This window comes from Nocardia sp. NPDC049149 (assembly GCF_043197455.1).
Taxonomy (GTDB): domain Bacteria; phylum Actinomycetota; class Actinomycetes; order Mycobacteriales; family Mycobacteriaceae; genus Nocardia.
Map to the genome: position 1 here is coordinate 528,165 of NZ_JBICTD010000004.1, position 23,997 is coordinate 552,161.

Annotated in this window: 24 protein-coding genes and 1 pseudogene; 8 read left to right on the top strand and 17 right to left on the bottom strand. The window is 67.0% G+C overall.

Going from position 1 to position 23,997, the window contains the following annotated elements; translation table 11 throughout:
• Positions 1-39 precede the first annotated feature (39 nt).
• The 7 genes from ACGFNJ_RS18075 to ACGFNJ_RS18105 all read right to left on the bottom strand — a co-directional run bounded on the left by ACGFNJ_RS18075 (position 40) and on the right by ACGFNJ_RS18105 (position 8,115).
• Positions 40-1,428, bottom strand: a complete 1,389-nt coding sequence (locus ACGFNJ_RS18075; protein ID WP_393448809.1) for an amino acid permease — start codon at positions 1,426-1,428, stop codon at positions 40-42.
• 99 nt (positions 1,429-1,527) lie between these two features.
• On the bottom strand, positions 1,528-2,529 hold the full coding sequence (locus tag ACGFNJ_RS18080; protein WP_393448812.1) for a proline racemase family protein: 1,002 nt from the start codon (positions 2,527-2,529) through the stop codon (positions 1,528-1,530).
• Complete coding sequence (locus ACGFNJ_RS18085) at positions 2,529-4,049, bottom strand: FAD-dependent oxidoreductase (RefSeq protein ID WP_393448815.1); 1,521 nt, start codon at positions 4,047-4,049, stop codon at positions 2,529-2,531. The genes ACGFNJ_RS18080 and ACGFNJ_RS18085 overlap by 1 nt, the downstream gene beginning before the upstream one ends.
• Positions 4,046-4,360 (bottom strand): (2Fe-2S)-binding protein, encoded by a 315-nt coding sequence (locus tag ACGFNJ_RS18090; RefSeq protein ID WP_393448818.1) that lies wholly within the window; start codon positions 4,358-4,360, stop codon positions 4,046-4,048. The genes ACGFNJ_RS18085 and ACGFNJ_RS18090 overlap by 4 nt, the downstream gene beginning before the upstream one ends.
• A 94-nt stretch (positions 4,361-4,454) precedes the next feature.
• Positions 4,455-5,651: an NAD(P)/FAD-dependent oxidoreductase gene (locus ACGFNJ_RS18095; RefSeq protein ID WP_393448821.1), complete on the bottom strand. Its 1,197-nt coding sequence runs from the start codon at positions 5,649-5,651 to the stop codon at positions 4,455-4,457.
• Entirely contained in the window at positions 5,648-7,120 is a 1,473-nt protein-coding gene (locus ACGFNJ_RS18100) for an aldehyde dehydrogenase (NADP(+)) (RefSeq protein ID WP_393448824.1), read from the bottom strand. The genes ACGFNJ_RS18095 and ACGFNJ_RS18100 overlap by 4 nt, the downstream gene beginning before the upstream one ends.
• Before the next feature lie 83 nt (positions 7,121-7,203).
• Positions 7,204-8,115: a dihydrodipicolinate synthase family protein gene (locus tag ACGFNJ_RS18105; RefSeq protein ID WP_393448827.1), complete on the bottom strand. Its 912-nt coding sequence runs from the start codon at positions 8,113-8,115 to the stop codon at positions 7,204-7,206.
• A 261-nt stretch (positions 8,116-8,376) separates the two neighbouring features.
• Between ACGFNJ_RS18105 and ACGFNJ_RS18110 the strand changes: the two genes are divergently transcribed.
• A complete protein-coding gene (locus tag ACGFNJ_RS18110) occupies positions 8,377-8,883 on the top strand; it encodes a hypothetical protein (RefSeq protein ID WP_393448829.1) in 507 nt (168 codons plus the stop codon).
• A gap of 262 nt (positions 8,884-9,145) precedes the next feature.
• Positions 9,146-10,522 (top strand): GDSL-type esterase/lipase family protein, encoded by a 1,377-nt coding sequence (locus ACGFNJ_RS18115; protein WP_393448832.1) that lies wholly within the window; start codon positions 9,146-9,148, stop codon positions 10,520-10,522.
• A gap of 831 nt (positions 10,523-11,353) precedes the next feature.
• Here ACGFNJ_RS18115 and ACGFNJ_RS18120 read toward each other — a convergent pair.
• The 3 genes from ACGFNJ_RS18120 to ACGFNJ_RS18130 form a co-directional block, all read right to left on the bottom strand.
• Positions 11,354-11,704: an NIPSNAP family protein gene (locus tag ACGFNJ_RS18120; RefSeq protein WP_393448835.1), complete on the bottom strand. Its 351-nt coding sequence runs from the start codon at positions 11,702-11,704 to the stop codon at positions 11,354-11,356.
• A gap of 107 nt (positions 11,705-11,811) precedes the next feature.
• Entirely contained in the window at positions 11,812-12,789 is a 978-nt protein-coding gene (locus tag ACGFNJ_RS18125; RefSeq protein WP_393448838.1) for an LGFP repeat-containing protein, read from the bottom strand.
• Between the two features lie 105 nt (positions 12,790-12,894).
• Positions 12,895-13,155 carry a hypothetical protein gene (locus ACGFNJ_RS18130; RefSeq protein WP_393448841.1) on the bottom strand — a complete coding sequence of 87 codons (261 nt, stop codon included), beginning with the start codon at positions 13,153-13,155 and terminating at the stop codon, positions 12,895-12,897.
• A gap of 559 nt (positions 13,156-13,714) precedes the next feature.
• Between ACGFNJ_RS18130 and ACGFNJ_RS18135 the strand changes: the two genes are divergently transcribed.
• Complete coding sequence (locus ACGFNJ_RS18135; protein ID WP_393448844.1) at positions 13,715-13,966, top strand: hypothetical protein; 252 nt, start codon at positions 13,715-13,717, stop codon at positions 13,964-13,966.
• A gap of 87 nt (positions 13,967-14,053) precedes the next feature.
• Here ACGFNJ_RS18135 and ACGFNJ_RS18140 read toward each other — a convergent pair whose 3' ends face one another.
• The gene (locus ACGFNJ_RS18140) at positions 14,054-15,037 is read right to left on the bottom strand and encodes a DUF4189 domain-containing protein (RefSeq protein ID WP_393448847.1); all 984 of its coding nucleotides are present in this window, start codon (positions 15,035-15,037) and stop codon (positions 14,054-14,056) included.
• A gap of 345 nt (positions 15,038-15,382) precedes the next feature.
• On the opposite strand from ACGFNJ_RS18140, the gene ACGFNJ_RS18145 reads away from it, so the two are divergent.
• Positions 15,383-15,925 carry a hypothetical protein gene (locus tag ACGFNJ_RS18145; RefSeq protein ID WP_393448850.1) on the top strand — a complete coding sequence of 181 codons (543 nt, stop codon included), beginning with the start codon at positions 15,383-15,385 and terminating at the stop codon, positions 15,923-15,925.
• A gap of 19 nt (positions 15,926-15,944) precedes the next feature.
• Here the strand turns inward: ACGFNJ_RS18145 and ACGFNJ_RS18150 are convergent, their stop codons facing one another.
• The 5 genes from ACGFNJ_RS18150 to ACGFNJ_RS18170 form a co-directional block, all read right to left on the bottom strand.
• On the bottom strand, positions 15,945-17,219 hold the full coding sequence (locus ACGFNJ_RS18150) for an ATP-binding protein (RefSeq protein WP_393448853.1): 1,275 nt from the start codon (positions 17,217-17,219) through the stop codon (positions 15,945-15,947).
• A gap of 29 nt (positions 17,220-17,248) precedes the next feature.
• Positions 17,249-17,950, bottom strand: a complete 702-nt coding sequence (locus ACGFNJ_RS18155) for a response regulator transcription factor (RefSeq protein ID WP_393448856.1) — start codon at positions 17,948-17,950, stop codon at positions 17,249-17,251.
• A gap of 46 nt (positions 17,951-17,996) precedes the next feature.
• Positions 17,997-19,505, bottom strand: a complete 1,509-nt coding sequence (locus tag ACGFNJ_RS18160; protein ID WP_393448859.1) for an alpha/beta fold hydrolase — start codon at positions 19,503-19,505, stop codon at positions 17,997-17,999.
• 154 nt (positions 19,506-19,659) lie between these two features.
• Positions 19,660-20,256, bottom strand: coding sequence for a hypothetical protein (locus ACGFNJ_RS18165; RefSeq protein ID WP_393448862.1), 597 nt, complete (start codon positions 20,254-20,256; stop codon positions 19,660-19,662).
• 152 nt (positions 20,257-20,408) lie between these two features.
• On the bottom strand, positions 20,409-20,615 hold the full coding sequence (locus ACGFNJ_RS18170; RefSeq protein ID WP_393448865.1) for a hypothetical protein: 207 nt from the start codon (positions 20,613-20,615) through the stop codon (positions 20,409-20,411).
• A gap of 206 nt (positions 20,616-20,821) precedes the next feature.
• Here ACGFNJ_RS18170 and ACGFNJ_RS18175 point away from each other — a divergent pair, with 206 nt between their 5' ends.
• The gene (locus ACGFNJ_RS18175) at positions 20,822-21,652 is read left to right on the top strand and encodes a S1/P1 nuclease (RefSeq protein ID WP_393448868.1); all 831 of its coding nucleotides are present in this window, start codon (positions 20,822-20,824) and stop codon (positions 21,650-21,652) included.
• Positions 21,653-21,762: 110 nt separating this feature from the next.
• On the opposite strand, the gene ACGFNJ_RS18180 is transcribed toward ACGFNJ_RS18175, so the two are convergent.
• Positions 21,763-22,053 carry a hypothetical protein gene (locus ACGFNJ_RS18180; RefSeq protein WP_393448871.1) on the bottom strand — a complete coding sequence of 97 codons (291 nt, stop codon included), beginning with the start codon at positions 22,051-22,053 and terminating at the stop codon, positions 21,763-21,765.
• A gap of 577 nt (positions 22,054-22,630) precedes the next feature.
• Between ACGFNJ_RS18180 and ACGFNJ_RS18185 the strand changes: the two genes are divergently transcribed.
• From ACGFNJ_RS18185 to ACGFNJ_RS18195, 3 genes and pseudogenes are all read left to right on the top strand, one after another.
• Positions 22,631-23,158, top strand: coding sequence for a DUF6879 family protein (locus ACGFNJ_RS18185; RefSeq protein ID WP_393448873.1), 528 nt, complete (start codon positions 22,631-22,633; stop codon positions 23,156-23,158).
• Positions 23,155-23,349: pseudogene (locus tag ACGFNJ_RS18190) on the top strand (helix-turn-helix domain-containing protein); the annotation flags it as partial. The gene ACGFNJ_RS18185 and the pseudogene ACGFNJ_RS18190, both read left to right, overlap by 4 nt.
• A 69-nt stretch (positions 23,350-23,418) precedes the next feature.
• Positions 23,419-23,985: a DUF5753 domain-containing protein gene (locus tag ACGFNJ_RS18195; RefSeq protein WP_393450027.1), complete on the top strand. Its 567-nt coding sequence runs from the start codon at positions 23,419-23,421 to the stop codon at positions 23,983-23,985.
• The last annotated feature ends 12 nt before the right edge of the window (positions 23,986-23,997 follow it).

Here is a 23,997-nt window from a genome sequence, read left to right on the forward strand (position 1 = left end):
GCGTTTCTCCTGTGGGCGGGCCCGGGGCCACCAGCATAGTTAGCTCTCCGAGGTGTTCAGCTTCGAGTTCCGATAGCCGAAGCCCCAGTACAGTGCCAAGCCGAGGGCCAGCCAGACGAGGAACCGCAGCCAGGTGACCCAGTCGAGGTGGCTGATCAGCCAGATCGAGAAGCCGATGCCGACCAGCGGGACCAGCGGCACGAACGGGGTGCGGAATGCGCGATCCGCGTCCGGGCGTGTCCGGCGCAGCCGCAGCACGCCGACCGCGACGACGATGAACGCCATCAGGATGCCGACGTTGGTGAGTTCGGCGGCCTCCCGGATCGGCAGGAACCCGGCGATGAGCGCGGAGACGATGCCGACCGGCCAGATCACCCTGGTCGGCACCTTGCGGGTGAGGCTGCTCTTGCCGAAGTAGGACGGCAGCAGCCCGTCGCGGCTCATCGCGAAGCCGACGCGGGTGACGGCGAGCATGTTGGCGAAGGCGGAGGTGGTCACGCCGACCACCGCGCCGACCGCGATGACCAGGCCGAGGATGCCCAACCCGACGGAATCGAACGCGCTGGAGAACGGCGAACTGACAGTGATGTCGGTGTAGTTGACCATGCCGACGATGACGAGGCAGACCAGCAGGTAAACCACCGAGGCGATGCCGAGGCTGATCAGGATCGCCTTGGGCAGCAGTCGTTTTCCGTCCTTGGACTCCTCTGCGGCGGCGCTCATCGCGTCGTAGCCGTAGACGGCGAAGAAGGCCAGCGCCGCGCCGGAGACCGCGCTGCCGACGCCGAACGGGAAGAACGGCGTGTAGTTGCCCGCTTTGATGTGGAAGGCGCCCGCGATGACGACCACGGCGACGATCACCATCTTCAGTGCGACGAGTCCGGTTTGCACGCGGGCGGATTCGCGGGTGCCGCGGGAGAGCAGGAACGCGAGCAGCAGGCAGAGCAGGACCGCGAACAGATCCACTTTGTGGCCGGAGCCGGTGCCTGGTGCGCCGAGCGCCCAGGTGGGCAAGTCGAAGCCGATGTAGTGGGTGATGTAGTTCAGGTATCCGGAGACGGCGATGGCGACGACCGAGACGATCGCGGTGTACTCGAGCAACAGGTCCCAGCCGATCATGAAGCCGACGATTTCGCCGAGCGCCACATACGAATAGGTGTAGGCCGAACCGGCTTTCGGGACCATGCCCGCGAATTCGGCGTAGCAGAGGCCTGCGGCGCCGGAGGCGATGATCGCGATCAGGAACGAGACGAGGACGGCGGGGCCGGATATCTCGTTCGCCACCACGCCGGCCAGCGAGAACACTCCCGCACCGACCAATCCGCCGAGGCTCAGCGCGACCAGCTGCCATAGCCCCATGCTCTTCTTGAAGTCGCCGGTGTCGGCGACGGTCACCGGCATTCGGCGCATGACCCCACTTATGGTCATGGGGGGACGGGGGCGGCGGGTTACGACAGCCATTGTCGTTGCCTTTCAGGTGGTGCGGAAAACAAAGGTGGTGGTCAAGGGGACGCGAAATCGGGTGTGTTAGAAGACGAATCCCTCGGGGAAAGGGTCCGTCGGATCGAGCAGGTAGTTGGCGGTGCCGGTCAGCCACGCGCGACCGGTGATGGCAGGCACGATCGCGGGAGCAGCGCCCACCGTGGTGGTGTCGACGGCGCGCGCGTGGAAGGTGGTGCCGATGAACGAATCATTGCGCAGCACTTGATCTCCGGAGAGCAGCCCGCGGGCATGCTGGCGCGCCAGCAGTGCGGAAGTGCCGGTGCCGCAGGGTGACCGGTCGAACCAGCCGGGGTGGATGGCCATCGCGTGGCGCGTGTACGCGGGCTCGGAGGCCGGGTCCAGGAACAGCACGTGCTTGCACCCGGCGATCTGCTTGTCCTCGGGGTGCACGGGGCGGCGAAACTCGTTGATCGCCTGCATGATGCGCAAGCCCGACGCGAGGATCCGATCCTTCTCGGCACGGTCGAACGGCAGGTCGAGGGTGGCGAGATCGACGATGGCATAGAAGTTTCCGCCGTAGGCCATGTCGTAGCGCACGGTGCCGAGACCGGGGACCTCGATGTCGTTGTCGAGGCTGTCGCAGTAGGCGGGCACATTGCGCAGGGTCACCGCGTCGGCGTGGCCGTTGCTGACGGCGACCGAGGCGACGACGCGTCCGGCCGGGGTGTCCAGCCGGATCTCGGTGACGGGCTCGGTGACCGGGACCATGCCCGCCTCGACGAGCGCGGTGGCGACGCCGATGGTGCCGTGGCCGCACATCGGAAGCAGCCCACTGACTTCGATGAACAGCACACCGTAGTGCCCGTCATCGGTGGTGGCAGGCTGCAGGATCGCGCCGCTCATCGCCGCGTGGCCGCGTGGCTCGTTGACGAGGAGCTTGCGCAGTCCGTCGAGGTGCTCGATGAAGTGGGTCCGGCGTTCGGCCATCGTGGTGCCGGGGACCGTGCCGATGCCGCCGGTGATCACCCGGGTCGGCATCCCCTCGGTGTGCGTGTCGATCGCGGAGATGATCATGCTGCTGTGCATCAGGACTGTCCTTCGTGGTCGAGATCGGCGAGTTCGCGCAGGCGGATGGGGGCGGCGAGCGGGCGCCATGCGGGGGTGGCTGCGGCGAGGCCCTGCGGCATGGGGGATGCCGCGCGTGGGGGAGCGGTTGTCGTGGGCGACTGCGGATTTCGGTCGCCCCGCGCGCCGTCCTGGCAGGCGAGCGGTGCGTCTCGGGCAGGATGTGCGGACACGCCGATACGGAGCGCCTCGATGTTCGCCGCGCACATACGCCCCTGGCAAGGGCCTAGGCCTGCGCGCGTGGCGAGCTTGGCCGGTCGGTAGGAATCGCCGGCGGCACGGGCCCAGGCGGTGGTCAGGTCGTCCCGGGTGGTGCCCTCGCATCGGCACAGCACCGTCTCGGGTCGGGACCAGCCGAGCACGCCGGGCCGGATCGGGTGTGCCGCAGCGAGTCTGGCCACGAATTGCTCGGCGGTGCGGTGGCGCGCCCGGAGCGGCCGGTCTGCGGCGGGGTCGGCGCCTGCCGCAGCAACTCCCGCGACTGCACCCTCGACGGCGGCGACCTGAGCGCCGCCGATTCCGGTGATCTCCCCTGCGGCCCAAACATTCTCGGCGGTGGTCTGCTGAGCGCTGTCGACGTGCACGAAGCCGTGCGCGGTGAGTCGTGCCCCCGCTGCGACTGCGAGCTCGTGCTGCGGCGTGAAGCCGTGCGAGACCGCGACCGCGTCGACGGAGACGGTGCTTTCGCTGCCGGGGATCGGCGTCCAGTGCTCGTCGAGCTGGGCGATGGTGGCTTGCTCGGCCTTGCCGTCACCTGCCACGGCGACCACGGCACGGCCCGTGCGCAGCGGAATCCGGTGCCGCACACCGCAAGCGACATACTCGATCAACTCGGCCGCCTTGCCTGCGCTGTGGCGCAGTTCCCAGGGCCGGGCTGCCCAGTGCCGCAGGATCCGGCGGCCCGGATTGGCCTCGAGCACAGCATGCACGTGCGCGCCGCCGTCGACGAGCGACTGCGCGACCGGCAACAGGAACGGACCGGTGCCGGAGAGCAGCACGGACTTCCCGATCAGTACGCGCTGCGTTTTCGCGAGAGTCTGTGCGGCACCGGCGGTGTAGACGCCGGGCAGATCCCAGCCGGGGAACGGGCACACCCGGTCGTAGGCGCCGGTCGCGAGGACCAACGCGTCGCCACGGATCACGCGGTGCGTGCGCTGGTCACCCTCGATGCCGAGCAGCAATCGCACTGTGGGACAACCACCGTCGGGGTGCCGCTCGATCTGATAGACCGATGCCAACGGCAGATACTCGCACCGCGGGTGTTCGATCAACAGCCGAGCACGTCGCGCCGTCTCGGTATACCCGTGTCCGATGCTGAGCGGGCGCCTGACCCCGAAAGCATCCGGGATGCGCCGGTTGTACTGACCGCCCAGTGCCTCGTTCGAGTCGACGAGCGTCACCGTTGCGCCGTGGCGCAACGCAGATTCCGCGGCGGCAGCGCCTGCCGGCCCACCGCCGATGATCACGACATGCCGGCTCATTGCGCACCCCGGTCCGCACGAGACTGCGTGGCGATGGCATCGCCGTCACGGGCCGGACGCCGACACAGCCGAATATCGGGGATGCCGTTCACGTTCGCGACGCAGTCGAAACACACACCGATACCGCAGAAGACGCCGCGCGGACCGCCGGCGGTGGCGGTTCGCCACTGCGAGCGACCAGCGGCCAACAGCACCGACGCCAGCGTCTGGCCGTGCACGCCCGCGATCGTGACACCGTCGACGGTGATCGTCAGCGGCCGGTCGCTACGCCCGACGGGGTCGGTGTCCGCGCGGATGAGTTCGGGGCTCAACGGAATGTCCTCTCTGGGTGCCGATGCAGACAAGGCGTGTCGGGATGCGGCGGGTTGTGTGCTCGTCTGGCACGAGTGCGAAGGTGGTTGTTGCTCAACGCGATATCTTTTCTCCGGCTGGTTCAGTGACGCCGATGACGGCGGGCCGGTCGACCGCGAAGGCGGCGATGTCGACCTCGTCCGGCTGTCCCGCGAGCGCGGAGGCCACGAGCTGGGCGGTGCCGACCGCGAGTCCGATGCCCGCGCCCTCGTGGCCGGTGGCGTGCCAGAGGCCGGGCAGGCGCGGATCGGGTCCGATCACCGGGAGATGATCGTCGACGTAGGGGCGGAAACCGCCGTAGGCGCGCATGATCGCGACATCGGCGAGGACGGGATAGAGCCGCAAGGCTTTTCGGGCGATGGCGGCCATGCTGTCCGGGCGGATGCGGTCGTCGAACCCGCATTGGCGCCGCGAGGAGCCGAGCAGCAGCGGGCCGCCGCGGGTGGACTCGACGACCGCGGAAGATTGCAGTGCCGCGTCCGAACTGCCAACGGCTCCTACATAATCCGCGTCGTAGACCTTGTGGAAGACGGTCGGCGGCATCGGCGCGGTGATCAGCACGTCGCCGCGCCGCGGTTTGACCGCGATCGGAGCGCCGAGCAGCACCGACACCGGCCCCGCCCACGGGCCTGCCGCGTTGATCACGATGTCGGCGTGCCGCGGTCCCCGGGTCGTATGCACCCCGATCAGCCGTTCGCCGTGCAGGATCGGTCCGGTGACCGCGCAGCCGGTCTCGACGATCGCGCCGGCAGCCAGTGCGGATCCGATCAATGCGGCGGCGGCGCCCGCGGGTTGCACCTGGGCGTCGTCGGGGTAGTACCTGGCCGTCACGACGTCGCGGGTCAGCGCCGGTTCGGCGGCGGCGAGCCGGTCCGCGTCGAGGTCCTCGCATTGCACCCCGGCCGCCCGCTGACCGTCGGCGAACTCGGCCAGCGCCGCTGCTCCTGCCTCGGTGGTCGCTACGACGATGCCGCCCTTGGGTTCCCATTCGACCGCGGCGACCTCGTCGGGTAGCCGATCGGCGACGCGGTCGAGGATCCCGGGCCATAGTCGGCGAGAGAGTGTGGCGAGTTCCAGCTCCGGTCCCGGTCCCTTGTCGGAGACGAGCACGTTGCCCTCACCGTGCGCGGTGGTGCCGGACGCGAGTCCGCCCGCCTCGCAAATCCGTACCGACGCACCGGCGAGCGTCAGCCGGTCGGCGAGCGCGCAGCCGATCATGCCGCCGCCGATGATCAGTACGTCGAGCGTCATTGCGGCCGTGCCCCGTTCACCGCTCGCGGTACGGAAAGCGGGTTGTCCGACCGCAACTCGAGCGGCAACAGATCGTAGGGCACCGACTGGTACACCACCGGCCGCAGAAAACGCGTGATGGCCGCGGTGCCCACCGACGTCGTGGTCGGCGTGGTGGTTGCCGGGTAGGGGCCGCCGTGCTGCTGGGCGTAGGTGACGGAAAGACCGGTGGGCCAGCTGTTCCAGAGCACCCGGCCCGCCGTGTCCGACGCGGCGGCGACGAGCGAACGGGTGGTGTCATCGGCGCTGTCGCCGAACACCGACACGGTGAGCTGACCTGGCATCGAGCGGGCCAAATCCAGCAGCTCCTCGGTGTTCTGGTAACTCACCAGAAGAGTTGCCGGGCCGAACATTTCGCGCAACAGACCGTCCCGATCGGCAAGCACGGTCCGCGCCGTCGTTGCGAGGAGCAACGCCTCGCCCGTCCCGCCGCCGGCCAGCACTTCGACGGCCGGATGCGCACGCACCTGATCAACCGCCTGGACGAAACCCGCCGCGATCGCGTCGTTGAGCAATTCCCCGGTGGGCACCGGCCGAGTGCGGAGCAACTCGACGAGCGCGCTGAACACCGGCGCTTCCTCGGGCAGCGCAACCAGCCCGGGCTTGGTGCACAGCTGCCCAGCACTGGCACTCACCGCGGTCAGCAGTCCTTCGGCGATCTCGTCGGCGCGCGCTCGGGCCGCCGCTGCGGTCACGAACACGGGGTTGATCGAGCCGAGCTCGCCGTAGAAGGGGATCGGCACCGGGCGGGCACACGCCAGGTCGTACAGCGCGCGTCCACCCGCGGTGGAGCCGGTGAACGCCGCGGCCGTGATCGCGGGGTGCGTGAGCGCCCGCACGCCGGCCTCCCTGCCGAAGATCAGGCCGAAAGTGCCTTGCGGTGCACCGCATTCCACGATCGCCTCGGCGATCAGTTCGCCGACCGCACGCGACAGTGCTTGGTGTCCGGGATTGGCTTTCACGAGCACCGGACACCCGGCGGCCAGCGCGGAGGCGGTGTCGCCACCCGCGACCGAGAACGCGAACGGGAAGTTGCTCGCCGCGAAGTTGACGACCGGGCCGAGCGGGATATTCATCCGGCGCAGGTCGGGCCGCGGCGCGCCCATCGGCCATTCGGCGTCCGCGGTGTCGATGCGCACGTCGAGAAATCCGCCGTCGCGGACGGTCTGCGCGAACAGCCGCAACTGAAAGCTGGTGCGCTTCAGCTCGCCGGCCAGCCGCGGCGCGGGCAGGCGCGTTTCGCGCATGGCGAGCGGGATGAGCTCGGCGGCATGCGCGTCGAGCCGGTCCGCGATGCCGTCGAGCACCCATGCTCGGTCCGGCCGCGCCAGCGCCGCCCAGGGTTTCGCCGCGGCCGCCGCCGCGGCGACTGCCGAGTCGACCTCGTCCGCTGTGGTGTCGGGGCCGGGGTCGACCATGGTTTCGGTCATCGCGTTAGTCCTCAATTCCCGTTCGTGCCGATGTGCTGGGTGCGTCGTCATGGTCGCGCACCGGGCGGGTCCGCGCGCGGCGGCTACCGGTAGCCCTTGGCCAGCGCATCGCGCGTCGCGACGGTGATGCGCTCGACCAGTTCGGGGGCGAGCGGGACGCGCGGCGGGCGGCATGGTCCGCCGGGCCGTCCGGCCAGGTCCATCGACAGCTTGATCGCGTGCACGAATTCGGTCTTGGAGTCCCAGCGCAGCAGCGGATGCAGGTCGCGGTAGAGCGGCAACGCCTTGGCCAGATCGCGATTCACCGCCGCGGTGTAGAGCTCCACCGTGGCCTGGGGGATCGCGTTCGGGTAGCCGGCCACCCAACCGACTGCGCCTGCGATGCCGAGCTCGAGGACCACATCGTCGGAGCCGACGAGCACATCGAGTTCGGGTGCGAGTTCCTTGATCTCGTAGAACCGCCGGACATCGCCGGTGAACTCCTTGACGCCGACAATCAGTCCCTCGCCGTGCAATTCGGCAAGGAGGTCGGGGGTCAGATCGATGCGGGTGTCGATCGGGTTGTTGTAGGCGACAATCGGCAGGCCCACCTGCGCAACGGTGCGGTAGTGATCGAGGACGGAGTCGCGTCCGCCTCGATAGGCGTTGGGCGGCAACAGCATTACCGCGTGCGCGCCCGCGTCGGCGGCCTGCTCGGCCCACCTGCGCGCCTGCAACGCCCCGTACGCCGCGACGCCGGGCATCACCGTGAAGCCCGCGGGTGCGGCCGCGACGGCGGTGGTCACCACCTTGGCCCGTTCCGCGTCGTCGAGGGTCTGGTACTCGCCGAGCGAGCCGTTGGGGCTCACGCCGTGGCAGCCGTTGGCCGCCAGCCAGCGCACGTGCTCGGCGTAGGCGTCGTAGTCGACCGCGAGGTCCTCGGTGAACGGCAAGGTCGTCGCCACCAGCACCCCGTGCCATGGCTTGTTCGCCGCTGCTGCGGTCGTTTCGGACATGTGCGCCTCCATCTGCGTGAATCCGGGAAAGCGCCCGGCCGCCACCGTCACTCAGTGCGGTGTGACATTGCACTGAACCTAGCGTGAGTGATGGGGGTCACGCAACTGCTGTCGTGCGCATAGGCCCGGCGGGTGTGCTTGCTCGACGCGCGGGGCCGGTCATCCCGGAATTAGCGGTTATATCCGAATATCGTTAATGCATTGCTTGATGAAGGCGCTGCAACCGGTTGGACGGATTCCATCACAGAACGGAGAGAACCCATGCGTTGGACAACAATGCGGCTGGCTCTCGGTGCCGCCAGAATTCTCTTCGCGGTGGCTGCGGTAATGCTCGGACTTGCCGGTACGGCACCGGTCGGAGCGGCGGACACGGTCGACGACGAGTCGGCGGCCAGCACAGTGACCATTCAGAAGACGGCGACGATCACGAATGAGAAGACGATAGTCACCGGCAAGGATGTTTATGGCGTCGCGGTGTCCGGCACCGCGACGTGTGCGGCCGTCGAGGACGAACCGACCGGATCGCTGTGGCTCTTCCTGTATCAGCGGGAGTCCGCGCAGTCCGCAGAAGCGCCGGTGGATGTCGCCTGTGATGGCAAGAGTCATCCGTGGTCCAGCAAACTGCAGGTGAGCAGCGCGTTCCTGGGCCTGCCCGGCGCGGAGTTCGACGCCGAATCCGCCGGTGTCCGTGCCTCGCTCCGGCAGGGTGGGCGCGAGGTGGCGCATGGGACCACCGCGGTCAAGCTTGTTGCAGGCAAGAAGAAGTAGCCACGGCATAAAGTGATTGCCGCGCAACGGGAGAAAGCGAACAATTCGGCGGGTGTTGCACCGTCGCGCATTGATCGGTCAAATGTGCAGTTGGTGAATCCTGCACTGAAATAGCCTGTCCGACCGGGGCTTTCGAGTTTCCGTCGGAAACTGTGCTCGACGTCACGCTACGGCGAATCATGCTGCGTCTGATAGCGTTTGCAACGCCTTTGTGCGACGTCTTTTCCTGATCCGAGTGGTAACCCGATGAAGGAATTAAACAATGTCACTATTCATGCGCGCGAAACTCGATGGCAGACAGCTCGGTAAGGCATTGGCGATCGGTGTCGTATGCACGGCGCTCGCGCTGCCGTCAGCTGCCGCCGATCCCGGTGCTCCTGACGCGGTTACCTGCACCAGCTCCGGCTGGGTCGGCGCGTGGACGGCCCCGCCGGGCGGCGCGCAGCACTTCTTGCAGGTCGACGCGCAGCACCCAGCGATCGTGACCGACAGCTACCCGCTCACGGTGCCGAGGCCCATTGCCGATCAGACCTTGCGGATGGTCGTCGTGCCGGAGACGGCCGGACCCGCGGTGCGGATCCATCTGAGCAACCGGTATGGCGGGTCACCGGTGACCTTCCGCGATGTCCATGTCGGACACCAACTTTCGGGTGCGAGCCTGCAGCCGGGGTCGAACACGCCGCTGACGTTCGCCGGTGCGGGCGACGTGACGGTCCCCGCGGGACAGGACGTCGTCAGCGATCCGGTGGCGTTGCCGGTGCAACCGTTCGATCGGCTCGCCGTGAGCTTCCACGTGCCGGGCGGGCTCGACCTCGCGCCGACCTATCACTGGCAGACCAACCACACCTCCTATTTGTCGCCGCCGCTGAGCGGTGATCACGCGGCCGAGGAGGCGGGCGGCGCGTTCACCGACGACACCAATTCGGTGTATTACGTCGACGGTGTCGACGTATTCGCGCCCGCGGGCACGTCCGCGGTCGTCGTGCTCGGCGACTCGTTCACCAACAGCCCCGCGACCACGTTCGACGCCGACCGCCGGTGGCCGGACGCGCTGACCCGTAGGTTGCAGGCCACTGCGGGCGGTGACCGACTTTCCGTGGTCAACGCCGCGCTGAGCTTCAACTTCACCGGCATCGGTCATCCGAACCTGGTCGGACCCGACTTCATCGGCATCGGCGGTCCCAGCGGGCTCGAGCGGTTCGACGCCGATATCGCGGCGGTGCCCGGCGTGCGCGCCGTGGTTCTGATGCTCGGGATGAACGACCTCGCCTGGGGCGTCTCACCTGCCGACCTCACCGCCGCCTACCGGCAGATCGCGGACAAAGCGCACCGCAGCGGGCTGAAAATCATCGGCGTCACGCTCACGCCGTCCGAAGGCGCCCAGATTCCGGCCACCACCTACGGGCTGCCGACGACCCTGGCCAACCGCAGGCAGGTCAACGAGTTCATCAGGCAGAGCGGGATTTTCGACTCGGTGCTCGACTTCGATGCCGCCGTCGCGGATCCGGCGCACCCGGACCGCTGGGCTCATGGACTGTCGCCGAGCAACGACAACGTGCACCCCAACGACCAAGGCTCGCAACGGGAAGCGGATTCCATCGATGTCCCCGCGCTGCTCGGGGTCGCGGGCTGCCGCTAGCGCGGCGGTGTTGGTGGCCTGTCTCGGATAGGTGTCGGGAGCGGCGACGTCGGCACAGCTCTGCCAATGCGATTGCGCACGGCAATAGCTTTCACTCTCGGTGAACGAATTGCCGTGTCGCTCACCTTAATCGGACGTTAAGAATCGCGTTATTGATCATGCGCATGTTCGTCGAATCGTACGATCTCTCCACCGGTGTGGGTAGGCCGATCATCAGCAGCCGCTGATCGGTCGGTATCTGGGTTCGACTACCCCTCAGTGAGATAGGAAGAACAATGCGCAGATGTGCAGCAGTCATGGCGGTCGGGTTCGCGATCCTGGCGCTCGGCGGAATCTCGACGTCGGCCGATGCGGTCGAATCCCGCAGCTACATCCAACCGGCTCCGAGTGGCGAACTTGCTGGTTGGAGGTTTATCGGCTGGTACAACTCCGACGGTAGGTGCGTCGATGCGGGTCAGCAGTTCCAGCGTGAACACGCCATTCGAGAGTGGAAGTGCGTGTTCGACAACTCGCATACTCCGCCGTACGCACTGTGGGGTAAGTAGGCGCCGATCGGTGGTACGCACCTTTCGGTAAGTAGGTGTTTATCGGAGTGCGTACTTTTTGGTAAGTGGATGTTCAACGCGGTGCGCACTTTTCGGTAAGTAGGTTTATCGACCTGCATGCACATCTCGATGAGGAGGGGCTGATCGGCGCTACGCACCTTTTGGTAAGTAGCGCCGATCAGGCGAATTTCGGTGAATTGGTTGGAGACGCGGACCGAGGCTATCCGGCTCACGGTGACGGGCCGCGCGGACCGTCTCGATGGGATCGTCGGAAGACGCTGTCGCCCTACTGAAGACGCTGGCCGTGGGGTAGCCCGGACGAGGTTGCCCGATCGGGTAGCAGTGGGCGCATGAAGGTGCGGTCGTAGCGCAGGACGCAGCCGCTCTCGTCGCGGATCCGGTCGGCGGCGATGAAGTCGGGGTCGACGCCGAACCGGGTGCGGTACTGCTCGTAGGCGGCAAGGCTCGGAAAGCTGAAGAGCGCCATGGCTTTATCGCTGGCGCCCTCGCTCGGCAGGAAGTAGCCGTGGTGCGTGCCGCCGTGCCGGTCGACCAGCTCCATCCACCGCCGGGCAAAGCGTTCGAAGGAGTCGATCTTCGCCGGATCGATGACGTACTCGACAACACAGGTGATCATCGGTCCATCATGCGTCGGTCGGTGACCAGAAGGCAGGTGAGCCCCGACCGGACCGTTACGGCACAGTCGGGGCCACTGCCTGAACACATTTCAGCGTATCGGCGCGGTCATGCCCCGCTGGAGCGCCCGCCGAGTTCGCTTGGGGTGGCCCGGTGCGCGCCACCGAGGGTCTCGTGGTTGGCGGCGGTGCGTGTGCTCGCGCTGCCCGCCGCGGCGGGCGTGGTCTGGCGGGGCGTCTTGCGTCCGCCGCCGGAACCGCCGCTGATGAGACCGGCGAGTCCGCCTGCGGCGCAGGCGATCACGAGGCCGACCGGGAGTGCCCACCACTTCGAGTTCGAGTCCTTGTCCGCGTCGTTGCCCTGCGCGGTCGCGTGCTGGTCGCCTGCGTTGCCCGCGACCACCGAGCCGGGCGCCGCACCGGGAACGGAGACGTCGAGGCCGCTCAGCTGGCTCGCGATGTCGGGCGGGTTGGTGACGAAGCCGCCGTCCTGGCTCCAGCGCACCTCGACCGGGGTGCCGTTCTGGCCGCGGAAGGACTGGGAGTAGACACCGTCGGCGACCATGGTGTCGGTGGCCGGGCTGCCGAGCACGCCGTCGGTGGCGCGCAGATGCGACCATGCCGTGCGGATCGGACCGCGGACCAGCCAGGCGCCGTGCTGCGGGCTCCACTCGATGGTGGCGCCGTCCTTCGCCGAGAACTCACTGAAGCGGGCCGTGCCCGCGACCGGCGCGTCCGATTCGTCATTGGTCGGGTAACCGATGTCGATGGTCGGCCCGCCCAACGAGAGGTATTTGTCGAGGATGGCGCCGTACATCACCTTCGCGCCGGTCTCGGGCGAATAGATGATCTTGCCGCCCTGGTAATCCTGTGCCGCACCGTTCGGGCCGAGTTCGTATGGCTCGCCCATCTTTTGGCCGAGCGGCGACGACGCGCCACCCTTGTCCCGGTAATGCGAATCTATCGCGGCATTCGCGTCGGCGGGCTGCGCCGATGCGGAAGGGCTCAGCAACACACCAGCACAGAGTGCGAGGGCGAAGCCGAATACCGCCGTTGCTGCGGACACCGATTGCTTCCAACGTGTCATCGAAATACTCCTCACAAGGGTCGACATGGCTATCGCTTGCGGGCAACTTCGAAAAGACGATTCGACCGGATATCGGCTGTGCCGAATGGCTGATCGACGGGTCGGTCAGTGTGCCTGGTCGGCTTTGGCCTTCGTGACGAAGCCGAGCACCGCGGACACCACCGCGCCGACAACGCCGCCGCCAGCGACCTGGGCGAGTATCTGGCCGAAGTCGAGACCGCTGCTGGTCGCAGCCTGAATGATCGCGCCGGTGATGCCGCCGCCGACCGCACCGGCCGCACCGTTCACCACCGGGCCGAGCGGGTTCTTCGCGCCACCGATGCCGCCGCCGACCACACCGCCGAGCAGACCCAAGAGCCACTCCATGCTTCCTCCTTCATACGTGCCGGACGTTGCGTACCTGACGATAACGACAGTTCCGGAGAACCGTCGGCGATTGGAATTTCGCTGGTCCTCATCGTGGAAAACGTGCCGCGAAATATTCCGCGCCGAGCGGAATTGCTGGCCCGTGTCGTATGCCCCGAAGTCGAGTTGGCAAACTTGGGGCACCAGAGTGTCCGCACTATCGATTTCCCGGCTACCTAGTTCGGCAGCGAGACCATGGGGTACCTCGCTGTCGAGGCGGCAACGAAAGGAGATCCCGATGATCATCGATATGGTCGTGCAGTGGTATCGCTTCCTACGGAAACATCGATAGGTGTCGTCCGCCCGGTCACGACGCTGTTTCCGGGATCGGCGCGGACGGACTTCGATGATTGATCTCGCCGACCGCGATTAGATCGCTGGATTTGGGTAGATCTTCAGGTGCATCACATTGTGCTCGTTTTCCCGGGTCGTCCGCTGCCCGCTCGCCGAGCGGACCCGCGTCGGCCCGCAGCAGACACCGGCCGTACGGCCGGGTCATGGCCAGGAAAGGAGAACTGTCATGTACCGCAATCGGATCGTCGCCCTCCTGGGTGGCGCTGTGCTCGCCGGCGCAACGGTGCTCGTCGTGAGCGCACCGGCCAACGCGACGCCGAAGCCGAACTGCCAGACGCAGATCACCGCGGGCGACGGCGAGAACGCGGCCGCGGTCGCCGCCAGGGGCGGCGTCGATCTGCCGAAGGTGATGGACCTGAACGTCGATCTGGACGCGAACGCACCGCTGGCGGCAGGCACCGCCGTGTGCATCGCCTGACCGGGACAGCACGAAACGTCTTGTCCCGGCACAGATCACGGCGTCACCCGCGGCCATGGCCGCGGGTGACGCCGTGCCGGTCGCGGATTATTCCTTAGCGCACTTCGACCAGAACTCGAACGGGCCGCGCACGTTCCAGTTGTTCTGGGCTGTGGCCTGGGCCTTGTTCTGCGCCTCGGCGGCCGTCGCGCCCCAGGCGGAACCCCAGCCGTTGTTCTGGCCGAAGGCCATGGCCACGCAACCGTCGCTCGACCAGACCGGCTCCTGGCAGCCGCCGCCACACGCGGTCAGCGCCTGGAGCGAGGCGACTTCCTGGCCGATCGAGCTACGCGCCCAATGGACTTGGTTGGTGGCCTCGTTGTAGGTGGCCGCGATCCAGACGCTGGCGGGCTTCACCGGCGTGCTGGAGGTGGTTGTCGGGGACGTCGTTGTTCGCCTGGTGCTCGGTGCGCTGCTGGTCGCGGTTGCGGCGGCCGTGCTGCGCTCCGAGGGCGGGCTGAGGATGCTGGAAGCGATGACACTTGCCTCGTGGTCCCGGTGCTTGGCATTGGACTTGATCACTTTCAAGCCGATGATGCCGCCGATGACGAGCAGCGCGACCAGGATCGAGCCGATGATGCCGAGCACCTTCTTGCCTGCGCCACCGCCGCCGGAGCCGGGTCCGTTCGGACCGTGCGGCGGCGGAAAGGGCGGTTGGCCGTGGCCGCCCTGGAACGGCTGTGCGTAGGGATCCTGCGCATACGGTTGACCTGGTTGGTAGGGCTGGTTCTGCACCGGCGTGTACGGCTGCGCATACGGTTGGCCGGAACTCGGCGTGTACGGCTGGCCACCCTGCGGGTACGGCTGCTGCTGGTACGGGTCACCCTGCGCGTATTGGGGTGGATACTGCTGCGCGTTCGGGTCGTAGGGCTGGCCGTACGACGGATCGGGCTGACTCAGCGGGTTGAGCCGTGTCGGGTCAGCCTGATTGACCGGGTTGAGCTGCGTCGGGTCAGCCTGATTGACCGGGTTGAGCTGCGTCGGATCGGCCTGACTGAGCGGGTTGAGCTGCGTCGGGTCAGCCTGATTCACCGGGTTCAGTTGCGTCGGGTCCGTGCGCTGATGGCCAGGGCTCTGCCCGTCTTGTGGTGGCCAGCCCTGCTGAGCTCGCGGATCGTTCGGCTGCCCGGGTGGGTATGACATGCGCCCCCGCTGTCGTTCGTCTCGGTTAAGGCCGAGTAAGAGTATCGGGTTGACGCGACATCGGGTGCCCCCGCCAATGGGGGCACTGGTACCAGTATCCGAGCCGTTCGGGACGAACCCGTGGCACGACGTGCATGTCTACCGCAGGTGCGACGATGGCACCTATATGTTCGTATGGCACGTATTTCCTGCCACCGGTCGTGCAGAAAGCGGGGCGCGATGCACTGGGACCAGATGACCGCCACGCCCGAAGACCTGCGTGAGCGCGCGACGCGGGCTCGCCGCGGTGTCGGGCAGACGGGCGTGCTCGAGGCGATCATCGACGCGGCGTACGGTACCTGGCTCGGCGCCATCGGCATCGATGGCCGTGGCACCGTGGAGTTGCGGATGCACCTTGCCGGGCGGTATCGCCTCACCGTCGTCGTCACCAGCGCCGGAAAACTCGATCTCGTTCAGATGATCGGCCCCACCACCGAACACGTGTTGTCGCCGAAGCCGTCGGCCAGGCGTGGCTGGGACACCACCCAGGAGATGCCGAAGCCGCCGGAATGGCTCGACTACGTGGTCGGCTGGGTGATGCTCGCGAACGAGGAAGTGGATCAACGTGCGGTGATCGAGTGGCGGTTGTCCGGCGCCGATCGCAAGCTCGCCGCGATGGACGACACGATCGACAGCCTGCGCGCGAGTCTGCTGGAACGCGAACAACTCCGGGCCGAACTGGCGGCCGAGGTCGCGGGGCTGCAGGCTGAGCTCGAATATCTCGGCACCGACGATTGATGGTGGGGCCGTAGCGGATTCAGCTCTTCGGCGGCAGCTGGAAGCCCACTTCGGCGCCGCCGTCCGGGTTTTCGGCGGCGAAGACGGTGCCGTGGTGCGTGGTGATGATGTCGTGGACGATGGACAGCCCGAGCCCGGATCCCGGGGTGGCACGGGTGGTTTCGGCACGGTAGAACCGGTCGAACACCGCGTTCCGGTCGGCGGGATCGATGCCGGGTCCCTTGTCGCGCACCGAGAGTCGGGTCTTGCGTACGTGGATGTGGATCGGGGTTTCGGCCGGGCTGTACTTGACGGCGTTGTCGAGCAGGTTATCGACGCAGCGGGACAGTGCTTGGGGCCGTGCGACTACGGCGGCCGGATGGTCGGTGGTGAGGGTGATGGCGCGGCCGGTGCGGCTGCGGAAGCGTTGTGCGCGGTCCTCGGCCAGTTCGACCAGATCGACCTCGGCGGTCGGTTCGGCGGTGTGCTGGTCGGTGGCGAGATCGACGAGCTCGGCGACCAGCGCGTCCAGCGCCTTGGCTTCCTGGACCAGTGTGCCCAAGACCTTGGTCTCGTCTTCGGGGCTGAGCTTGCCGCGCGCGCGTTGCAGCAATTCGGCACTGCCGCGCACCGAGGTCAACGGGGTGCGGAGTTCATGACTCGCGTCTTGGACGAGGCGCTGCTGCTGCATGCGTGAATAGCGCAGTGCCGCAAGCATGGTGTTGAAGCTGTGGGTGAGATCGCCGATCTCATCCGTGCCGGACCGGGGCAGGGGAGTGGTCAGGTCCTGGGTGTCGCTGATCCGTCGGGCGGCCGCGGCCAGCCTGCGCATCGGCCGGAGGATCCGGCCGATCATCAGCCAGCTGAACAGCGCCGCGGACAAGGCCGCGATGAGGGTGACCCATGTTGTGCTCCAGAGGAATTCGTCGTCGACGCGCTCGACCTCGGCGTAGTTCTGGCTGACCATCACCGCGCCGCCGTTCGGGCGGGCCTTGGTGAGGACCCCGTAGGTGACGCCGTCGACGACGATGTTGTTCTCGGCCGAGCCCTGACCGGCGCGGGCGATCGCACGGTCCTCGTCGGTGACCGGAATCGGCGGCCGCCCCGGCGTCAACTGCTGCACGGTGCCGTCGGGCAGCACCAGCTGTTCGGTCATATCCGGCCGGACCGGTAGCGGCGCCGCAGCGGTCAGGATCGCGAGCACCGTGTCGGCCCGATCGGTGAGACCGCGATCGACCTGGGCCGCGACCAACGGGGCCACCGACTGGTACGAGCTGATCATGGTGGCGAGGATCGCGGCGACGATCGCCGTCACGGCGACGAGCGTGATTCTGGTGCGCAGCATCACTTGGCCCGAACAGTGAAGCCGACGTTGCGCACCGTGTGAATCAGCCGAGATTGCCCGTGCTGCTCGGTCTTTCGGCGCAGATAGCCGATATAGACGTCGAGCGAACGAGATTCGGTGTCGAAGTCGTATCCCCAAATGTGCTCGTAGATCTGGCCCCTGGTGAGAACAACGCGTTCGTTGCGGAGCAGCAGCTCCAGCACCTCGAACTCGGTGCGGGTCAGCTCGATCGGCTGTCCGCTCCGGTGCACCTCCCTGGTCGCCGGATCCAGGGTGAGGTCGGCGACCGTGAGAATCCCGCTGTCGGCCGGAGTGTCGGGTGCGCTGCGCCGCAGCAGAGCGCGGATGCGCGCCAGCAACTCTTCGGTGTCGAACGGCTTGGGCAGATAGTCGTCGGCGCCCGCGTCGAGGCCGGCGACCCGGTCGCCGACCTGGTGCCGCGCGGTGAGCACCAGGATCGGCAACCGGTCGCCGCGGCGGCGCAGCAGCCTGCACAGCGACAGGCCGTCCAGCCGCGGCATGACCACATCCACCACCGCTAGATCGGGACGTTCCAGCTCGAGCAGCTCGAGCGCTTGCTGTCCGTCCTCGGCGACCCGCACCTGGTATCCCTCGAATCGCAGGAGCTGGTCGAGGGTGCTGCGGACATTCGGGTCGTCCTCGACGACGAGCACCGACGGCGCGGGTAATGCCGATTTCATGGGATCATTCTGGCTAGGCGTGGCGGTAGTCATGCGGGGAGGCCGGTCAGTTCGTGACGGGCGTCACGGCGATCGGCGGGATCGTCGGCACACAGTCGGTCTTGGGCGCGGCGCCGGTGCGCACGAACTCGCCGACCATGCCGACCACGCAGCCGCTCGGTTCCAGGTCGGGCACATGGCCGGTGTTGGGGACCGAGATGAAGGTCGCGCGGGGGAACTTCGCGGCGACCAGCTTGCCGTTGGCGTCCGGAGTGATGGCGTCGAGATCACCGGAGAGCACCAGGACCGGCACGTCGGGCATCGGGGTGCGCACCTGATCGGGGCGCTCGTGCTGCCGGACACCGGGCCAGCGGATGCATGCGTCACCGCCGTCGCGCTGGGCGGCGCCCCAGCCCTCCGCGCTGAAGGCGCCGAGGCCGTTCGGTGCGAGTCGGGTCAGCGCCTCGTGATACTGCTGTTCCCGTTGCGGGACAGCGGCATCCAGCGACCACAGTTGCGCGTAGTCGTTGCAGGCAACGGCGATGTAGGCGTCGATCTTCTCGTAGGCGGGCTCTGAGGTGGTCGCCGTGACGAACGCGCGCAGACCGGCGTCGTCACCGCGCGCCGCGGCGTGCAAAGCGGCGGGCAGCATGCCGAGCGGGGTCAGCGTCGCGGGCTGTGCGCCGACATTGCTGGTGGCGGCCTCGAAGATGAGGTTGCCCAGTTTGCCTTCGGTGAGGAGCACCGAGTGCGGTCCGTCGACGGTGATCGGTGTGGTGCGGAGTCGCTCGGCCACCGTGCGCAGGTTCGCGACTGCCGCGTCGCCGTCGCACACCTGGCTGCGTGCGCAAATGCGTTGCAGTGTCAGCGATACCGCTTCGGCGTTCGGGCGTTGGGTGCGGTCGAAGTCGGCGGGGTAGGCGCCGGTCAGCACCATCGACTGGACGCGGTCGGGATGGCGCTGGGCGTACACCGGCATCAGGTAGGTGCCGTAGGAAATGCCGTACAGCACCAGCTTCGGGATGCCGAGCTGTGCGCGCACCGCGTCGAAATCGTCTGCGGTGGCGGCGGAGGTGTAGCCCGCCGCCTTCGGGCCGAGCTGCTCGCCGCAGCGGGCGACCGTCTGCAGGTTCTGCTCGCGGGTGCCGAGCTGGTACTCCTGCTCGTCCGCGCCGCAGTCCAGCGGGCTCGAAAGTCCGGTCCCGCGTGGGTCGATCAGCAGCAGGTCGTGATCGTTGAGCAGGCCTTCGGACAAGGCGACCGCCTCTGCGGCGTGCGAGATCAGCGGCACGCCTGGTCCGCCCGGATTCGGCGTGATTGTGCCCGCCGCGGGAGCGTCGGTGTTCGTGCGGCGCACGAGCGCGTAACTCACGTCGACAGTGCCGAATTCGGGCTTGTCCTGCACCAGCGGACGCTGGACTGTGCCGCACTCGACCCCGTGCCCCGCCACCGTGGGGCACCATTCCGGCTGTGCCGTTGGACTACTCGGCTGATCGCTGCCACACCCCGTCAGCAGCCCGCCGAGTATCGAGGCCGTCAACATCAGGCCTATCGATGACCGCACCACACCACGCATCTCGCGAACTCCCTCTTCCCTCACACTCCCGGCACTCGCCGGGTGTTGAAAGAGATCGTGCGCAATCAACGTCAAAGCGGAGCCAGCTGAACGGCAAAGGTGTGTAAGAATTCGCCGGGGTCAGCAGATCGCCAGGTCAGCGCGGCAAAACGGATCAGAACAGTGACTGTGCCTCGGCCGCGAGCACGAATCCGTGGCCGCCGACGTCGCAGCGGACTCCGGCCTGTGTCGAGGTGCATGCGGCGCCGCGGACGACGAGGGTAGAGTCGTAGGGGAGGACGCGCCCGCCGCCCTTGCTGCCGCCGTCGATGGGGCTGCCGACGTACACGCCTTGGCTGAAGCAGCGGAATTTCGCTGTAGTGCCGTTGATTTCGGCGCCTACGGTTCGATTGGGCCGAGTTCCACAGTCGGGCAGCTCCGCCGGCACGGCCGTCGCTTGCATCACCTGACAGCCGACGGTGGCGGCGCCTGCGACGTTGAAGCCGCACAGGATGTTGCCGCTCGGCGACTGAAAGTAGAAGGCGTCGCCCTGCTGGTAGTCGCGCGCATCGACATTCGCGTTGTCGCGGGAAGGCGCAGTCGGCTTCGCGGGTGCGGTGTTGCGGCTGGGTGCGGAAGGTTGCTGCGGGGCAGCCGACGTGGCGGGAGCGTTCGGCGGCTGTGCGCCAGGGGTGGCTGGTGTGCTGTTACCGCAACCCGCGAGACCTTCGACCGCCAGGACCGCCGCTGCTGCCAGCAGAATTGCCCTCATACCCGCCACCTTCCGTTGCCCACCCGATGAATGCTGCCGACCGGTCGGCTCCTTGGCCTGCGGCGAGCATCACCGTAGCGGTCTGGTGCCGCCGACCGCATGCCCTGAATTCTCCCGCTACGTCAGCGGGCTGATGTCCTCGCGTCGCAGACCTACAGCGTGCTGACCTCCTTGAGAACAACGACTCCGCCTACGTCGACAATCCCGTCCGGTCGGCAACGGGTCATGAGCTGAGAACCCTTGCCCTGCAAGATGTTCAGGCTGCGACCGAGTTCAGCGGTGAGCGCGATTGCGGCCGCGCCGGTCGCTTCGTCCTCGACGATGCCGTCGTCGCGGCGCGGAAAGGCTCTGGCCCGCACCGTGCCTGCGGACTGGTCTTGCCAGGCCCACGCATAGAGCCAGCCTTCACCCGGTGCCGGTCTCGTCTGCTGTTCAGCAGTCGTTCACCTAGCCCACCAAAAGGTATGGCAGCTTCTGGTGTCGCGCAGGGGGGCGGCTGCACATCCACCCCACCGCGCAGGTCCGCGAGAAACGTGTACGACGCTGCTCGAAAGGAATCTTCTCGATGCGAGGCAAAGTTTTGGTCGCGAGTGTTTGCGCACTCGCCGCGACATTGTTGGCTGTCCCGCCGTCCGCCAACGCGTGGGGTGCGCGTGGGCACAACGCCACCGGCACGATCGCCGAGATGCGGTTGAGCCCGAGTGCACGCAACGAGGTGAACCGGTTGCTCGCCGGTGAACCCAACCCTTCCCTCGCCGGCGTGTCGACCTGGGCCGACGAAGTCCGCCAGAACGATCCCGAACTCGGGAAGCGGTCCGCCCCATGGCATTACGTCAACATCGGGGAGAACGGCTGTGTGTACGACCCCGCCGTCAACGGCAACAACGGTGACAACGTCGTCGAGGCGATTCGGGTGCAGACCGGGATCCTCGCCGACAAGAGCAAGTCGGATGCCGAACGCCGTCAGGCGCTGAAGTTCGTGGTGCACTTCGTCGGTGACATCCACCAGCCCATGCACGCAGGCTATGCCCGTGACCGCGGCGGCAACGAATTCAAGGTCGACTACCTCGGCCGCAACACCAACCTGCACTCGGTGTGGGACAGCAGGATGCTCGAAACCCGTCCGGCCAGTGGGGAAGTCGATCGTCTGCTCGCGTTGCCCGCGCCCAACCTGTCCGACACGGACCCGGCCCACTGGGCCCAGGACAGCTGCCGCATCGTCGAACGCACTGGTGTCTACCCCGCCTCGCACACCATCGGCGACGAATACACCCAGCAATTCCTTCCCGTCGCGGAAAGTCAGCTGCGCCTCGCCAGCGAGCGCCTCGGCCAGCTCCTCAACGGCGCCCTCGGCACCGGCGCCCCCGGCCCGCTGACTGGCAGCGCGGGTTCCTAACCGCAGCTGTAAGTTTCGGCCTCCGATGAAGGACGCACCGCGGCACCGATGAGGCCCGACCCGGGTCTCATCGGTGCCGCCCCCTCCGCTCGTACCTATCGATTGCCTCACTACGCCCCGTCCAGAAACGCCGGCGGCAACGGTCTCGAGTACGTCTCCTCGGGCGACACCGTGATCACATCGCAAATCCGCACCAACTCATCGGGCACCGCACCATCGAAATGCGCTATCCCAGGGGTGAATACCGCCTCCGCATCGATCCGCCGCACCGCCCCGATCAACGTATCGACGACCTGCCCGGTATCCGACCCACACACCACGATTTTGGCGAGCTCATACCCGAACCGCTTGGCAAGACTCCGGATTCGAGTCTCATCCCACGGTTGCGAGATCCCAGACACCTCCCGCCGTATGTACCCGAGTGCAGGTGGTTTCGTACCCATCCCTCGCTCCGTCCGCGTTGTCGACGAATATGGGGCTCGGGACCGGACCGACTGTCATGGGCCGAGCGACCTCGCCAACGCTAGGAATCGGACGGTTCGCTCGTCCACAAGTATGCGAGAGTGTGCTCGGAACGCAGGCGATCGTTGACCGGCTGCTGCCGGATGGTGACGATTGAGTGGCCTTGTTCGGCACGTTGAAGCACACCGAGTGGCAGGGGATCAACTATGCATCTGCGTTTCCTTGGAAAGAACACCGGCTCGCACCAGTCACCCACCTTGTACGCTACCGACCGCGGGACGTATGTCGTGCAGGGATGGCGGGTACCGGGCCAGCCGGAGGTGATCGAGATCCCCCACGCGCTACTCGGTTTCCTCGAGCCGGGAACGTGTTTGGGTGCGCGACTCGAAGACACCGGGCACGGAACGTTCACACTTACCAGTGCACCGGTGACGGATGCGGAAGCGTTGGCGCAGATGGACATTCCGACACACGAGTCCTGCGTCGAGGTGCCCATCGGGAAGGAGATCCGCCGCGATGCTCGCGTTGACGGGTGAACAGCTGGACGAGTTGTTTCGCTCGCCATGGCAGCGCGCTTTTCATCTCGAGTTGCAGGACACTTACACGACTTCAGACGAGTTCGAACCATTGCGCCAGTTCCTCGCGGACGAGCCCGAAGACACAGTGTGGCAGCAACAGTGGCTCGATCTGATCCGAGAGATCACTGGCTCCGGCAAGATCGTGCAGCGGCTGCGGGTGGTGACCGAACCGCACACCGACTACACGCGGTGGGCATTGTCGGTGTCGCCGAGGAACATTGCGGCAGGTGAGGAAATCCGTTGGCTGCCCCGGCATACCATCGATGCGTCTCTCCTGACCGCTGACGATTACTGGCTCTTCGACGACCACTTGGCGGCGTTCAGCGTGTTCACCCCGGATGGTGAGGGTGCCGGGTTTTCGGTATCCACCGATCCCGTGATCGCCGACTACTTCCGCGCGGTCCGCGACCGCGTCTGGTCCTTGGCGATTCCACACGACGAGTATGTGTCCGCACTTCGGCAGTGACCAATCCGCGGGAAGCCAGGGAGGCGCTCGGGCAACGGCTGCGTGAGATCCGCAAGGGCGCGGGACTCACTGCCCGAGCGCTCGCCGGGCTGGCAGGGTGGCACGATGGCTCGAAGGTCTCGAAGATCGAGTGGGGCAGACAGACGCCATCCGAGGGCGACCTGCGGAGGTGGTGTGAACACTGTGACGCGACCGGCCAGCTACCCGACCTGATCGCGACGCTGCGAAACCTCGAGGCGGCGTATCTCGAGGTTCGTCGCTTGCGTATCCCGCAGTGGCAGCGGGTGATAGCGAAGATGGAAGCCAAGGCACAGTTGGTCCGCTGGTTCGAACCAGGTGTCATCCCCGGTCTCCTGCAGACTCCGACATATATCCGGGCCGTTCTGGAAACTGTCGAAGCTCTTTACGGCGGTCCCACCGTGATCCAGGCGTCTCTGACGGCACGCCTGGAACGGCAGAACGTTCTGTATCGCGGTCGCCATAGATTCCATTTCCTGATCGGTGAGCAAGCCCTCTATGCGACGGTCGGTGGCCCCGAGGTGATGATCGAACAGATGGATCGGCTACTGGTCGCGATGGCGCTTCCACGCGTTGTGCTCGGCGTCGTCCCCCTCCATGCCCACTATCGGATTCCGCTGATGAACTTCACCATCTTCGACCGGAAAATGGTTCAGGCAGAGACGATTACAGCGCAGTTGACGGTGACTCAACCGCGCGAGGTTGCTATGTACGAGCGCGCCTTCACCGCACTGGCTGAGCAAGCCGCCGTCGGTGACCGCGCTCGCGACCTGATACGAGCTGCGATGGACCGACATCGTGATCCGTGAACCCGTTGGGAG

Bases quoted from the DNA above. Each gene is read 5' to 3' on its own strand.
- ACGFNJ_RS18175 (WP_393448868.1), top strand. From the start codon at position 20,822: ATGCGAGGCAAAGTTTTGGTCGCGAGTGTTTGCGCACTCGCCGCGACA.
- ACGFNJ_RS18080 (WP_393448812.1), bottom strand. From the start codon at position 2,529: ATGCACAGCAGCATGATCATCTCCGCGATCGACACGCACACCGAGGGG.
- ACGFNJ_RS18105 (WP_393448827.1), bottom strand. From the start codon at position 8,115: ATGTCCGAAACGACCGCAGCAGCGGCGAACAAGCCATGGCACGGGGTG.
- ACGFNJ_RS18100 (WP_393448824.1), bottom strand. From the start codon at position 7,120: ATGACCGAAACCATGGTCGACCCCGGCCCCGACACCACAGCGGACGAG.
- ACGFNJ_RS18155 (WP_393448856.1), bottom strand. From the start codon at position 17,950: ATGAAATCGGCATTACCCGCGCCGTCGGTGCTCGTCGTCGAGGACGAC.
- ACGFNJ_RS18145 (WP_393448850.1), top strand. From the start codon at position 15,383: ATGACCGCCACGCCCGAAGACCTGCGTGAGCGCGCGACGCGGGCTCGC.
- ACGFNJ_RS18110 (WP_393448829.1), top strand. From the start codon at position 8,377: ATGCGTTGGACAACAATGCGGCTGGCTCTCGGTGCCGCCAGAATTCTC.
- ACGFNJ_RS18165 (WP_393448862.1), bottom strand. From the start codon at position 20,256: ATGAGGGCAATTCTGCTGGCAGCAGCGGCGGTCCTGGCGGTCGAAGGT.
- ACGFNJ_RS18130 (WP_393448841.1), bottom strand. From the start codon at position 13,155: ATGGAGTGGCTCTTGGGTCTGCTCGGCGGTGTGGTCGGCGGCGGCATC.
- ACGFNJ_RS18135 (WP_393448844.1), top strand. From the start codon at position 13,715: ATGTACCGCAATCGGATCGTCGCCCTCCTGGGTGGCGCTGTGCTCGCC.
- ACGFNJ_RS18085 (WP_393448815.1), bottom strand. From the start codon at position 4,049: ATGAGCCGGCATGTCGTGATCATCGGCGGTGGGCCGGCAGGCGCTGCC.
- ACGFNJ_RS18075 (WP_393448809.1), bottom strand. From the start codon at position 1,428: ATGACCATAAGTGGGGTCATGCGCCGAATGCCGGTGACCGTCGCCGAC.
- ACGFNJ_RS18125 (WP_393448838.1), bottom strand. From the start codon at position 12,789: ATGACACGTTGGAAGCAATCGGTGTCCGCAGCAACGGCGGTATTCGGC.
- ACGFNJ_RS18115 (WP_393448832.1), top strand. From the start codon at position 9,146: ATGTCACTATTCATGCGCGCGAAACTCGATGGCAGACAGCTCGGTAAG.
- ACGFNJ_RS18095 (WP_393448821.1), bottom strand. From the start codon at position 5,651: ATGACGCTCGACGTACTGATCATCGGCGGCGGCATGATCGGCTGCGCG.
- ACGFNJ_RS18185 (WP_393448873.1), top strand. From the start codon at position 22,631: ATGCTCGCGTTGACGGGTGAACAGCTGGACGAGTTGTTTCGCTCGCCA.
- ACGFNJ_RS18160 (WP_393448859.1), bottom strand. From the start codon at position 19,505: ATGCGTGGTGTGGTGCGGTCATCGATAGGCCTGATGTTGACGGCCTCG.
- ACGFNJ_RS18120 (WP_393448835.1), bottom strand. From the start codon at position 11,704: ATGATCACCTGTGTTGTCGAGTACGTCATCGATCCGGCGAAGATCGAC.